Origin of the sequence: Granulicatella elegans ATCC 700633 (assembly GCF_000162475.2) — a bacterium.
GTDB classification, from domain to species: Bacteria; Bacillota; Bacilli; order Lactobacillales; family Aerococcaceae; genus Granulicatella; species Granulicatella elegans.
In genome coordinates, this window is the sequence record NZ_KI391971.1 from 1620316 (window position 1) to 1635845 (window position 15530).

The 15530-nt window shown below is 38.0% G+C and carries 2 protein-coding genes; both read right to left on the minus strand.

The features are described 5' to 3' along the window. Positions 1-49: 49 nt before the first annotated feature. Complete coding sequence (locus tag HMPREF0446_RS07630) at positions 50-8584, minus strand: YSIRK-type signal peptide-containing protein (RefSeq protein ID WP_006703850.1); 8535 nt, start codon at positions 8582-8584, stop codon at positions 50-52. Positions 8585-8994: 410 nt separating this feature from the next. Next, entirely contained in the window at positions 8995-15513 is a 6519-nt protein-coding gene (locus HMPREF0446_RS08950; RefSeq protein WP_006703851.1) for a mucin-binding protein, read from the minus strand. Between the last annotated feature and the right edge of the window lie 17 nt (positions 15514-15530).

The window sequence follows — 15530 nt, forward strand, 5'->3', positions numbered from 1 at the left end:
TAGACGCATGAGGATGTAAAAATCATTTCAAAACGATTCTATTTTAGAATTACGCTTCTTCATCTTCTTTTTTTGTTTTCTGTGTTCCAACCATTCCGATACCTGCAAGAATTGCGCTAGCTGCAGCTCCAAAGATTGCCATTTCATTGCCTGTACCTGTATTTGGTAACTCTTGACGAACGACTGGTTGTTTTGATGCTGGAGTTTCTTTTTCTTCCACTTTCGCTGGTGCTGGAGTTGGAGCAGGTGTTGGTTTTTGTTCTGGAGTAGGTGTTTCTACTTTGCGGTAAATATGACGAGTATTTCCTTTTTCGTCTTTTTCCGTTCTTTCCAATTCATAACCTGGAATGTTTTCACTTGGTTGTTCTCCATCTTTTTGCGGAATCAATGTTTTACCTTTTGAATCCACATAAGTTGTATTCTTCTTACCTTGCTCTGGAGTTGGAGCTGGTGTTGGACTTGGTGATGGAGTTGGTGTTGGTGCTGGAATTTTCTTATAAATATGTTTTGTATTACCATTTTCATCTTTTTTAGTTTCTACAAATTCATATCCTGGAATATCTTTCTTAGGATTTTCTCCATCTTCCGTTGGATTTCCTGGAATTTCTTTTCCATCACTATCCACATAACTTGTTTTAACCTTTTCATAGATATGTTTAGTATTACCGTCATTATCTGTAATAGTTTCTACAAATCTATATCCTGGAATATCTTTCTTAGGAGTTGTTCCATCTTCACTTGGATATCCTGGGATTTCTTTTCCTTCTTTATCTCTGAAGATAGTTTCTGGGCGAACAGTTGGTGTGTAAGATGCAAAAATTGTTTTACCATTTTTATCTTTTCTAACAACTGTTACACTGTTTGCTGTACCTACGAATTCTGGTTCTGGAGTGAATGTTACTTTTCCGTTTGGATCGATAGTGTAAGTTCCTTCTCCTGGTACGACTTTTGTAGTTGAACCGTCTTCGAATGTTGGTGGTACATCTTTATCGATATCCCCTTCGAATACTGGAGTATTTGATTGTGGTTTACCTTTTGGTCCTTCAGATTCTACATCTTTCGTTGATGTTTCTCCTAAAACTGTTGGTGTATATTTCACTGTTACTGGTGTTCCATTTTTGTCAACACGTTTAACCGTTACACCTTTTGTTACACCTACGAAGTCTTTTTCTGGAGTAAATGTTACTTTTCCGTCTGGTGCTACTGTGTAAGTTCCTTCTCCTGGTACGACTTTTGTAGTTGAACCGTCTTCGAATGTTGCTGGTACATCTTTATCGATTTCTACTGTTTTGTTTTTACCATTTACAGTTTCTGAACCACCTTTAAAGATTGGTGTTCCTTCTTGAGGTGTATTCTTAGGTCCAACTGATGTCACATCTTCTCCAGATGGGGATACTGGAATTACAGTTGGTGTGTATTTCGCTGTTACTGGTGTTCCATTTTTGTCCACACGTTTTACAGTTACTCCTGTTGCTACACCTGTGAATTTAGGTTCTGGTACGAATGTTACAGTTCCATCTGGTGCTACAGTGTAAGTTCCTTCGTTTGGTACTACTTTTGTAGTTGAGCCATCTTCGAATGTTGCTGGTTTATCGTTATCGATTTCTACTGTTTCTTCTTTACCATTTACAGTTGTTTTTCCACCTGTGAATGTTGGTTTTCCTGTTTGAGTTTCACCTTGTAGGTCTTTAGATTTAGCTTCTTTACCTTTTGGTGTTACTCCTACTACTGTTGGTGTGTATGTTGATTCAGCTGGTGTTCCGTTTTTATCCACACGTTGAACTGTTACACCTGTTCCGCGTCCTGTGAATTTTGGTTCTGGTGTGAATGTTACTTCTCCAGAGTTCGGATCGATTGTGTATGTTCCTTCGTTCGGTACTTTAATAGTAGTTTTATCTGTTGGTTGACCAGTTTCTGGATCTACGAATTTCGCTGGTTTAGTTTCATCGATTTCTACAGTTTTTTCTACTCCATTAACAGTTGTTTTACCTGGTGTGAAGTTTGGAGTTGCTTTTTGCGTTGCTCCTTGGATACCTACAGTAGTTTTTTCTTCACCTGTTGGTGTTACTGGTACTACAGTTGGTGTATAAGTCGCTGTTGCTGGTGTTCCATTTTTATCAACACGTTGAACTTTAATTCCTGAAGTTTTACCTTTGAATTGTGGTTCTGGTGTGAATGTTACTTCCCCACTATTCGGATCAATTGTGTATGTTCCTTCGTTTGGTACTTTTACAGTTGTTTCATCTGTTGGTTTACCTGTTGTTGGATCTACCAATTTAGCTGGTTTTGTAGTATCAATTTCGACTGTTTCTTCTTTACCGTTAACAGTAGTTTTACCACCTGTAAATGTTGGAGTTGATTTTTGTGGTGCACCTTGAACATCTTGTGTTTCTTTTTCATCACCTTTTGGTGTTACTGGTTTAACCAATGGAGTGTATTTACCATTTACTGGTGTACCGTTTTTATCTTCACGTTGAACTTCAATTCCTTTAGCTTCTCCAGTGAAGTTTGGTTCTGGTGTAAATGTTACTTTACCATTCTCATCAATTTCATAAGTTCCTTCGTTCGGTACTTTTACAGATTTTTCTTCTGTTGGTTTACCTGTTGTTGGATCTACTAATTTAGGTGCTTTTTCAGTGTTAATTGGTACTTTCTTATCCCCTTCTGTAAATGTAGGTGTACCTTCTTGTGATTTACCTTGGATTCCTTCTGAAGTTGCTGGAGTCGCTGTTGGTGTTACCGGTGTGATGTATGGTGTGTAAGTAGTTTCTACTGTAATACCATTTTCGTCTGCTGCACGAACTTTAACTGGTTGTACTTCACCGTAGTAAGTTGCATTTGGAGTTAAGATCCCGATAGCTTTTCCGTCTACTACTTCAAGCGTGAATTCCCCGATAACATTTCCTTTTGGATCTTTAGCAGGAACATTCGTAGCTGGTTGTCCATTTTCATCTAATAATGTGTACGATTTTGGATCAATTGGGACAGTTTTCGTAGTTGCTACTTTTACATCTGGATTATCAATATCCGGTACAGTCGTTGTATCTACTACACTATCGATAAATGTAACAGGTTGTTTTTGAACTTGACCTTGAACATCTTGTGAAGTAGCTGGTTCTGCTTTTGGTTTAGCTCCGATAACGATTGGACGGTATTTACCGATAGCTGCTTGTCCAAGTTTATCAACACGTTGAACGATTACCCCTTTAGCTTCACCAACGAATGTTTTCTCAGGATCAAATTTCACTGTTCCGTCTGGTTGAAGCGTATATACCCCTTCTCCTTTAACTGTAATTGGAGTTCCAACTGCTACTGGTTGTTTTGTCGCTGGATCAAGTACTACTGGAGCAACATTTTCATCGATTTCTACTGTTTTCTCTTCTCCACCGATTTCTACTGTTCCACCTTTGAACTTAGGTTTTCCGTGTTGTTCTTGACCTTGGATATCTGCAGAGATGACATCCCATCCTGTAGGAGTTACTGGGTGAACAACTGCTGTATATTCTCCACGAGCTGGTGTTCCGTTTTTATCTCTACGGATAACTGTTAGTGTCGTACCTTTACCTGAGAATAATTTTTCTGGAACGAATGTTACTGTTCCATCTGGAGCTACTGTATAAGTACCTTCGTTTGGTACTACTTTTGTAGTTGAACCATCTTCAAATGTTGCTGGTACTGTATCATCCATTGGTACAGATTCTTCTTTACCATTAATAGTTGTTTTACCACCTTCAAATGCTGGTTTTCCGCTTTGAGTTGCACCTTGAATATCTTCTGTGAATGCCACTTTACCAATTGGAGTTACTGGTTTAACTGTTGGTGTATAAGTCGCTGTAGCTGGAGTACCATTCGCATCTTTTACTTCTACTGTTGCTGGTACTGGAGTACCTACGAAGTCTTTATTTGGTGTGAATGTTACTTTTCCAGAGGTTGGGTCAATTGTATACGTACCAACTTGTTTTCCTGTTGCGTCTTTTGCTGGAATTGTTGGTTCATCTGTTGGTTTACCAGTTGTTGGATCTACTAATTTAGCAGGTTGAGTTGCATCAATTTTAATTGGAGCAACTGGGTTACCTTGCGTAAATGTTGGAGTTCCTTCTTGAGGTGAACCTTGAATTCCTTCTGTACTTGCAGGAGTTCCTGTTGGTGTTACCGGTGTGATATTCGGTGTATAAGTTGTAGTTACAGGTGTTCCGTTTTTATCTTTCGCTTGAACTGTTACTGGTTCTACTTTACCTACATATGCTTTGTCAGTTGGTGTAAATACTGCAACTGCTTTTCCATCTACATTTTTAACAGTGTAAGTACCTACTACTTTTCCTGTAGCGTCTTTAGCTGGTACTTCTGTAGCAGGGTTACCATTTTCATCTAATAATGTGTATGTTGTTGGATCGATTGGTACTTTCTTCTCAACACCATCGATTGTTGTTTTCGAATCGTTAAATGTTACAGATTGCTCTTGAGTTGCACCTTGTACATCTGTTGATGTTGCCGCTTCTGCAGTTGGAGTTACTGGTTCAACGACTGGAGTGTATTTTCCTGTTGCTGTTACTTCTACAGTAGCTCCTTCTTTGTCAGTTGCGTTAGCTGTTACTTTTACATCTACACCTTGAGCTGTTCCTGTGAATGTTGGAAGTGGAGTAAATGTTACAACACCTGTTGTTGGGTCAATTGTATAAGTTCCTTCGTTTGGAACAACAACTTTCCCTTCATTATCAGCACCTTCTAATGAGTACTTAGATGTTGTTAAATCAACATTTGTACCATTAGGAGTATTTTCTGGAGTATTTAATTTAGAGAATCTTTCACTTCCTGGTTTAGAAGTTTGGACTGCTCCTTGTACATCTTTAGTTGTATCAACATTACCTTTAACACCATAAACTGTTGGTGTGTATGTAGTTGATGCTTCTACTGTTACAGGGTTACCATCTTCTCCTGGGATAGTTACATTAGCTGCTACTGTTAATGATTTAGCAGTTCCTACATATCCTTGAGCTGGTGTGAACGTTACTTTTCCTGTTGTAGGATCTACCGTGTAAGTTCCTTCATCTGTAGTTACAGAAGGTTTTTTCTCTCCTGTTGTTGGGTCTACTAGTTTGTAGTCAGATACAGTAGAATTTTCAGGAAGACCAGTTTTGAATCCTTTTTCCATAGTATCACTTTGTGGAGTATCTTGTGCTCCTGAAGAAATTTCTGGTTTAGGTACTACGATGTAGTAAGTTGTTTCTGCTACTGCATCATCTGTTACTTCACCTGAATCTGTTCCTCCTACTTTTGGAGTTGTTACAACACCGTTTGAGTCAACAGAATGAACCGTTACTTTATAACTACCATATTGACCTAATGTGTAAGCTGCGATTTCTGGATTTGCTAAGTTTGCTGCTGCAGCTGTTTTCAATGCTTCACGAGCTGTTTCTACCGCTTTTTCAGCTTCTAAAGCAGCTGTACGCGCCGTTTCTACTTCAGTATTTTTTGTTGAAAGATTTGCTTGAGCTGTTGCTAGTTGCGCTTCAATAGATGCTTTAAACTCTTTGGCATGCGCAAGTTTTCTTTCTGCTAATTCTTGAGCTGTTGGAGAAATTGTACGTAATTTCAAGTTGTCTAATGCTGATTGAGCATCTTCTACCGTTCTTGTTGAACGATCTAATAGTTCTTGAAGACGTGCTAATTCATTTTGTGTATCTTGTTGTTCTTTTACAGCCGTTGCTGCCGCTTGAGTTTTAGCTGCCGCTGTACGTTGTGCTTGAATATAAGCTGTTTCTTCAGCTTTCGCCGCATCAAATACTTTTTGGCTTCCATCTGGAGCTGTTACCGTTAATTTTGTTTTAATTGTTTCTGATTGAGCAGCGTCTGATTTATCATCGATAGTATCTGTGAAATCAACATTAGCTTTTTCTGATTTTAGTAAATCTACTGATGCATCTTTTGCTTCTGAGTAACTTGTTGATGTTCCAGCTGGTTTAGCATTTTGAATTGATGCTACGTCTGTTGAGCTTGCTTCACGGTATGCTACATACCCTTTAAATCCTGATGCTGTTTCGATTTCCCAACCAGCATTTGATTCTTTAGCTGTTACTGCTGATCCGTCAGAAGATGTCCATTGGTTTGTTACTGAGTCGTAACTTACTGTAACTACCATCCCTTGTTCTGAAGAGGTGTTATCTTTTTTAACTAGAGTCTCTGTACGTGTTACATTACCTACTGCAGTTACCTCACCATTTTTACGGATTTCAGCAATCTTGTCCACTAAGGTTGACGCTGAAGATGTTGTATTCCATGTACGTTCAAACTCATAAACAACGAACTTAACATCACCATTTGCTTGAGCATCTGTATAAACACGACGTTCAATAAGAGTTGATGTGCCATCATTATTTTCTTTTAATTCATATGCTTTTTCTGTTGGTAATGAATATTTACCTGTTGCACGGTTAAATTTCGCTTTATACGTATTCCCTGTTGCGTCAGTTACCATAGCAAATTCACGTTGAATGTTTGCTTTTACCTTATCAGTTGTTGCTTTAGCCGCAATACTATCAACACCAACGTATTTTGTAGATTCTGGAGTTACAGCTAAATTAACAGTCGAATCTCCTGTTGTTGAAGCTGACCCCAACACTGCACCTTCTTGTAACGCAGTATTTGTAGTACCTGCTGCAACTGTCCAGTTACCATCTTTAACTACAAGTTTTGTAACTGTTCCATCTGGCATTGTAATTTCAGCTTTGTTAGCACCTTTTGAAATTGTCACAGGTACATTTGTTGCATAAGCTTCAACATTCTTAACAGTAATTTTAGGCGCTACTGCGATTGTAATATTTTCATGAGCTTCTTGACCATACATGTTCCAATCCATATTTCTTGCATTGGTTGTATTATTATAGTCTTTCGCATAAACAGCTGCTGTGAAAACTCCAGCTTCTGTTGCTGTTCCAGTGATATCTCCAGTTTTTGGATCATAATTTAATCCTGGTACAACATCATTTATCGAAGTTTTACTTCCCGTATAATTACCATTTAGGGCTGTATGAGCTGTGACAGTTTGTGGTCCGTTCTCGGTATTTACTTTAGATCCATCAACTGCAGTAAAGGTTGCTCCAATCGTGGTTCCAGGAGCAGTTTTTGAACCGGCAACAACCTTTGCTCCATTACTTCTGTATACATAATCAGCTCTTTCATCACGAGTCATTCCATCGTTATCAACATATTTAATATTATGATTGACTTGGTCGCCTATTGTTACTAATTTTGATTTTCCTTGAATAACTGGTGCAGATGAATCTTGCCATCCTATCCATCCAGCTGTTAAGTCTCTGAAAGTAACTTGCTGAGTAGCTCCGCCTTTTTCTACAGTTAGAACATAACGCATGTCATATACACCGTTTTGAAGAGTAGATGCTACATATCCTTCTACAGTATCTTTATCAGCATTATAACCTAATCCTGGCGGTAAGTTACTCGCTTCAACTTTTGAAATTGTATATCCTGCAGCAGTTGCCTCTGGTGATAAACTAAAACGTTTTTTTACATCTGTAAGATATACATAGTGGTTTCCTTGTTCATAAGTATAACCATAGATTTCTGTAGCTAGATACTCATAGGCACCTCCTGCACCGTATGTGTTATTAGCTCTGTTAACTTTTCCTGTAACACGGATTTTTCCATTCCATAGTTCTGCTTCACGTCCCACTTTTTGAGCTTCTGTTTTAGATAATGGAATATCTGTACGTCCACTAACCCCAGCTTGTCCATTATTAACCGCAGGCACATCAGTGTTCTCAGATTGATAACCATGAACATAAACTTTATAGTTAGCGTTACCATCTAGTACTTTGTAAGATTTACCTGTAGATCCAAGGAATTCACCATTTTCTTTTCTTAGTTCTGTAGAAGCAGCTGTGTATCCTTCGTTAGCTGAACGTAATTGTGAACCTTGTTCTGTAATTTCTTTTCCATTACGTTCATCATTTTTACCAGTATTGGCAATTGAATTTGAAGCTGCTGCAGGTTCTGTATTTTCTGCTGCTTTACCAACTGTTGGTTTTCCATTTGTTGTATCTTCAGCTTTAGTTGCTTCTTTCTTTTCTACTGGTTTGTTTTTTAATTTTGAGTTAACTGTCATTACTAATTTTTGATAAGCCTTTGTTAACTCTTCTTGTGTTGTTGCACTTGATAATGTAGCTTTTGCTGCATCTAATTCCGCTTTTAATACAGCTACACTTTCTTCAGTTTTTGAAGCATATTTTCCTGCTTCGATATTTGCAGTAATTTCATTTACATAATTCTCTAATTGAGCTTTATTTAATGATGCTGCTTTTTCTTCTTGTTTAGCCTCTTGTTTTGGCTCTTGTTTAACCTCTTGTTTTGGTTCTTGTTTTTCCTCTGACTTCTTAGGAGCAGTTTCTTCTGCTACTTTTGAAGTTGTTGGTTCTGTTTGAACTGCTACTTCATTGGCAGATGCTGTTCCACCTGCTAAGAAGAACAATCCACTTGCAATCATGACACTCGCTACACCTTGCGTGAATTTACGAATCCCATAACGTTGAAATTGTTTTACTGGTTTTTGTTTATTATTTTTACCCAAGTATATGTCTCCTTTATATAGTATTCATTAACTTATTTATATTGTTAATGCTATAAAATTATATAACTATCACAAATAATAGTCAATATTTTTGCTTAATTTTCATAAATTTATAGCTTTTTCATACTTTTGTTAACAATTATTCACAAATTATAAACAATTTCTTTAAAATATTTACACAAATATAATTCGGAAATTTTCTTGGTTATTATCGTTTAATTATATATTTCTCTGCGTGAATTACAGGTGTCTTTTCTATATGCACAACTTTTTTTGAAAGGTTACAATTTTCTTGTGAATTATTCTGAAAACTCTCTTTTTCTACTATTGTAATTTTTTACGAAAAAAACACCCTCGCACATTACATTGTACGAGGGTGATAAAAGTTAACTGGAATGATTTGCTATTGATTAAGCTTCATCTTGTTCTTCTTTTTTCTTACCTGGGGCTGCTATTCCTAATCCTGCAAGAATTGCACTTGCTGCCGCACCAAAGATTGCAAACTCATTGCCTGTACCAGTATTTGGTAATTCACGCATTGGAGTTTGTTCTCCATTATTTGTTGGAGTTCCATTGTCTGATGGAGTTCCATTATTGTTTCCGTTGTTATCTCCATTATCTGCAGGTGTTACAGGTTTTGGAGTTTCTGGATTTGGTTTTGGCTCTGGTTTAGGTTCCGGCTTAGGCTCTGGTTTAGGAGCTGGAGCAGGATTTGGTCCTGGGTAAGGATTTGGGTTTGGTCTAGGATCATTTGGTACATAAGTAATTGGTGTATCCTTCGTTGGATCTCCAGGTACATCAGGTACTTCATATCCTTTAGTTGGATCATTTGGATCCACCGGTTTCAATGGTACTAATGGATTATTTGGTCCAACTGGTTTAGTTGGATCTTGAGGTACCATTGGTGTATGTCCAGGTACGTAAGGAACAATAGGCTTGTCACTTCCTGGTTTTGTTGGATCTTTTGGATCGTTTGGATATGGAATTGGATTTGTTGGTGTTCCTGGAATATTTGGAATCCATGAACCTAACTTATCGTAAATCACTGTTTCATTAATATCCTTGATTGTATCAGGTGTAACTTTAACATCTTTCGTTGATGATTCTAAATCACCAGCTTTAGCGATGTATCCTTTCACAACTGGTACTTGGTATCCGTTGAAGATATCATCGTTACGATCTGTTGTCCATTCACCATAAGTGATTTCACCAGTTACTAAGTTAACTTTCGCTTCACGAGTGAACTTGATTGTTTCTATACGAGTTCCTGAAACTTCTTTTCCGTTACGATCTACATACTTGATTGTACGTGTAGCTGATTTTTCAGTTACAAGATCTTTCACAGTATTTGGCCATACTGGACTATTTGGATCTCCAGGGAATACTGGTTTACCTGGTTCAGGTGTAGATGGTGTTACAGGTTTCAGTGGGTTATTTGGACCTACTGGTTTAGTTGGATCTGTTGGCACCATTGGTTTATCAGGATTATTTGGATTTGTTGGCACGATAAGTGGAGTAACTACCACATTAAAGACTTGATCTTTATCTTTGTCTTTATCGAATACTCTATCATTATCTGCAGAAGGGTAATCATTGCTTTCTACAATGTAACCTTTCTTAACGAGTTCTTTAATCTTACTTTCAACATCTCCAGATTTAGTAAATTTAGATCCTGAATCACCTTCATCTACTACTGGAGTTGATACTACCTTACCTTTTTCATCTACGAAGTTTGTGATAGCTTTTTGCTTATCCGTTACGTAGTTGATTGGTGTATCTGTACTTGGGTTTGTTGGTACTGGTGGTACTTCATATCCTTTCGTTGGATCTTTCGGATCAACTGGTGTTAATGGAACTAGTGGGTTATCCGGACTAATTGGTTTAGTTGGATCTTTTGGTACCACTGGTGTTGTTCCTGGTACGTAAGGAACGATTGGTCTATCGCTACCTGGTTTAGTTGGATCGTTCGGATCGTTTGGATAAGTAACCGGAGGAACTGGTGTAGATCCTTCTGGTACTTTTGGAATCCATGAGCCAAGTTTAGTATACACAACTTCGATGTTTTCATCTTTAGAGTCTGCAGTTAATCCTGTTGTAGCTGCTACTTCTTTTTGTTTTGCATCTTTCAGAATGTATCCTTTAACAACTGGTGATTCTACTTTATCGAATGTTGTATCTCCATCTTTAGCTGTCCAGTTACCGTAAGTAATTTCACCTGTTACAGTATTAATATTACCTTCACGCGTGAATGTAACTTTGTCTGTTACTTTCTTAGCTACTTCCTCACCTTTTTCGTTAACATACTTGATTGTACGGTTCACGTGACGAGTTGTATCAATCTTCTTAATTAAATCTTCAGTCCATTTTGGTCCATCAGGGTTCTTAGGATCGATTGGATCACCTGGTTTTGGTTTGTTTGGATCATTTGGATTTTCTGGATCTACTGGTTTGATTGGCTCAACGTGAGGTTTAACCGTTACTACGAAGCTTTGATCTACTTTCGTATCTTTATCGTAGTTCTTATCTGTAGCTGTTGTGAAGCCGTCACTTACTAGATCATATCCTAGAGCTTTCAATTCAGCAAGTTTTGTTACTGTAGAGTACTCAATTGGTTCTCCAGATTTACCTTCTAGGTTATCTGTGTGAAGTACTGTTCCTGTTCCTTCTACCACATAAGTTACTTTCGCTTTTTGAGTATCTTTCTCATAAGTGATTTGCGTATCTTCTGTTGGGTTTTCAGGTGTTGGTGGAACATATCCTTTACTTGGATCGTTTGGATCTATTGGTTTCAGTGGGTTTCCATTTGGATCTTTTGGAGTTGTTCCTGGAACATAAGGAATCACTGTTGTTGGTGTTCCTGGTTTCGTTGGATCTGTTGGATCATTTGGATATTGAGGTTTCTCAACTTTTGGAACTTCAAATCCTTCTGGTACTTTCGGTACATATTTACCTAGTGGTGAGTAAACAACATTTACTACTGAGTCAGCTGCATCATGAGCAACATTTTCTACTTTTTCAGCTGCTTTAATATCTGCAACATATCCTTCGATGACTGGAGACGTTACTTCTGCTAATGTTTGTGGTTTTGTCCAATCAGAAGTATAAGTGATTTCACCTGTTACTTTGTTTAGATCACCTTTACGAGAGTAACGAAGTTTTTGTTCTACAGTAGCTGCAGCTTCTTGACCACGTTTCGCTTCTTCTACTTTATCAGTATTCGCATATCTGTAGTTGATTGTACGATTTACTTCATCTAGTAATCCTAGTTGTTCAAATGTACGTTGTTTTGGATCACCTGGTACTTTATCTCCTGGTTTTGGAGTCACATTTGGATTATTTGGATCTAGCGGTTTATCTGGATCGATTGGAGTGATTCCTTCTTTAACGATTACGTAATAAACTTGGCTAATTCCTTTATCACCTTTGTCATCTTTGTCATCAAATGTACGATTTGCATCAGCGTAGAATGCTACACGTTCTGCTGTATAAGCTGGATCTGTTGGAGCGATTACTTCGTAACCTTTAGCTTCTAATTCAGCTTTAACATTATCAATGTTTGTTGTCTTGATTGCTTTACCTGTATCTCCTGCTTCCGCAACTGATACGTGAACTGCAGTTCCATCAGCTTTAATGAAGTGAACTAGAGCAACTTGAGAACCATCTTTAACATACGTAATTGTAGTATTTTGAGTTGGATCTTTTGGTACATCTGGTACTTCATATCCTTTCGTTGGATCGTTAGGATCTTTCGGAGTTAATGGTTTACCATCTGGTCCTACTGGAGTTGTTCCAGGGATATATGGTACTACTGGAGTTTCAGTAGGTGTTCCTGGTTTTGTAGGATCATTTGGATCATTTGTATATGGTTTTGGTGTTAAGTCAGTGTTCGCTGGAGGTGTTACTCCTTCAGGAATTACTGGTACATATGAACCGAGTTTACGGTAGATGATTGTTTCTTCACTATCTTTATCAGTAGCTTGTACATTTGTACGCTCTGTTGATTTAGCTGCTGAAGCTACATAACCTTCTTTAGCTGGTGTTGGCACAGCGTCGATTGTTGTATCAGGTTCTGTTGCTCCCTCTGGTATTTTAGCTTTCCAATCAGAGAAGTTAGAAATTGCTCCAGTTACTGGATCTAAGTCAGCTGTACGAGTGAATGTTAATGTTTGTACATTATCACGGATACCTGCATCTGATCCGTCAGCTAGTTTGTAGTGAACTGTGTGTGTTACTTCTTCGATTAATCCTAATTCTTTGTACGTACGTCCTTTTGGATCGTTTGGTACTTTGTCTTCAGGTTTAGGAGTAACGTTTGGAGTATTTGGATCCGTTGGTTTAGATGGATCTAATGGTACTGGTTTTGTAGTATAAACTACTGTTTCATTAATGTCTTCAGCAGTTGCTGTTACTTCTGATGCTGGTACAGTCTCTTTATTTGGAGTGTAGTTTGTAACTTTTGGCGAAGTTACAGCTTCAAATGTTTGAGCTGGTGACCAGTCTCCGAATGTAATTTTACCAGTTACTGGGTTGATAGTTGCTGAACGTTTGAATTCTTTAGTTTCTTGAACTGAATCAGCTGCTTTCTTACCATCTGCATATACATAGTTGATTGTACGTTTAACTTCTTCTTTACGTCCATCTTCTAACTCTTTAATTAACTCAGGAGTCCATTTTGGTCCTGTTGGATTATTTGGATCGATTGGTTTTCCTGGAGTCGGTGTTGGATCGTTTGGATTTACCGTTGCTGGTTTAACTGTTACAAGAACTTTATATTCTTGGTTAGTTGTTGCATCTGCATCAAACTTACCATCTGTTGGATAGTTGTTTTCTACTACTGTATAACCTTTAGCTTTCAGAGCTTCGATAGTTTTCTCTACTTCTGCACCTTTCATGAAGGCTTTTCCTGTATCTCCAGTATCAACGATTGATTGAGCTACTCCACCTTTTTCAGTTTTATCCGTTTCACTGTTTACTTCGATAAAGTGTGTAACTGCTACTTGAGAACCATCTTTCGTATAAACAATAGTAGTGTCTTCTGTAGGGTTCGTTGGAACTGGTGGATTATATCCTTGTTTTGGATCGTTAGGATCTTTCGGAGTTAATGGTTTTCCATTTGGTCCCACCGGTGTAGTTCCTGGTACGTAAGGAATCGTTGTTGTTGGTGTTCCTGGTTTTGTAGGATCATCTGGATTATTTGGATACTGTGGGTTTTCAATTGTCGGAGGAGTGAATCCTTCTGGAACAACTGGTACAAATTTACCTAAATCTTTATACACAATTGCTTCTACAATATCTTTATCCGTTGCATTAACACCTGTTACATCTTTCTTAGATGCTTCTACATCTCCTGTTGCTACATATCCAGTTTTAACTGGGACAGTCGCTTTTCCTTCAAGAGTTGTATCGTTATCTTTAGCCGTCCATTCACTGTAAGTAATCTCTTTTGTTACAGCATTAACTGTTGCTGTACGTGTAAAGCTTACTGTATTTTCGTGGTCAGGTTCTACTTTAGTTCCGCGTTTAGCAGTATCTGCTACATCATCAGCATAAGTGTACGTAATTGTACGTTTTACTTCTTCAGCTAGTTTAAGATCTTTATATTTTGGTCCATTTGGATTACTTGGATCTACTGGTTTATTTGGATCGAAGTTTGGATCATTTGGATCAATTGTAATTTGTTTAATTTTGTAAACTACTACTTCTTCGAAGTCCGCTGCATCAGCTGTTACTGTCTTAGCTGGAACATCACTTGTTGTTGGATTACTTACTAACGCAGAAGTATATCCATCAATTGTAGGAGTTGTTACAGCTTCGAATCCATCAGTTGTCTTAGGTGTCCATGCTCCATATTCAACTTCTCCTGTCACAAGGTTAACTTTAGCTGTTCTTGTAAACTCAAGAGTTTGAACTTTCTTAGTTGGAACATCTGTACCAAGTTTAGCATCTGGAACTGGAGTTGCATCTTCGTATACATACTTGATTGTACGTGTTACAGATTCAGTAGTCTTCAAGTCTTTAACAGAGTCAGGCCATTTCGGTCCATCCGGTTTTGTTGGATCTACTGGTTGACCTGGTTCTGGTTTCACATAACCTGGAGTTGTTGGATCAGTTGGAATATCTTTAACAATCGGTTTGAATGTTACTGTATATTCTTGGTTTGTTGATGCATCAGCATCAAATACTTTTTCAGCAGCTGTTGATGGATAGTCTTTTTCACCTGCATTTACATTGGATACTTTTTCATATCCTCGAGCTAAAATCTTATTGATTGCTGCCGTTACATCTGCATCTTTCGTAAATGCTTTTCCTGTATCTCCTGTATCAACTACTGAAGGTTCTAATCCTTTACCAGTTGTATCTACAAATTTCGTTACAGCTACTTGAGAACCATCTTTCGTATAAACGATTGTTGTGTCTCCTGTTGGTGTAGTTGGAGCTGGTGGTAAATATCCCTCTTCTTTGTTTGCAGGGTTCTTCGGTGTCAACGGTTGTCCATCTGGGCCTACTGGTGTAGTTCCTGGTACGTATGGAATTATCGTTGTTGGTGTTCCCGGTTTTGTAGGATCTGTTGGATTATTTGGATATTGTGGATTTTCAATTGTCGGAGGAGTGAATCCTTCTGGTACAACTGGTACATATTTACCTAGTGCTTTGTACACTACTTTTTCCGTAATATCTTTATCTTCTGCCTTAACATTTTCTATAGGTTTAACAGATGTTTCTACATCTCCTGTTGCTACATATCCTGCTACTGCTGGAAGTGCATTTCCTTCTAATGTAGTATCGTTATCTTTAGCTTCCCAATCTCCATAAGTGATTTCTCCTGTTACTGGGTTTACTTTAGCTACACGAGTATAGTTCACTTTTGTAGTGAATGGGTCAGCTACATTCGTTCCAGCTTTATTTCCATCTTTTTCAGCTTGGTTCAATTCACTTGCTTCTGTTG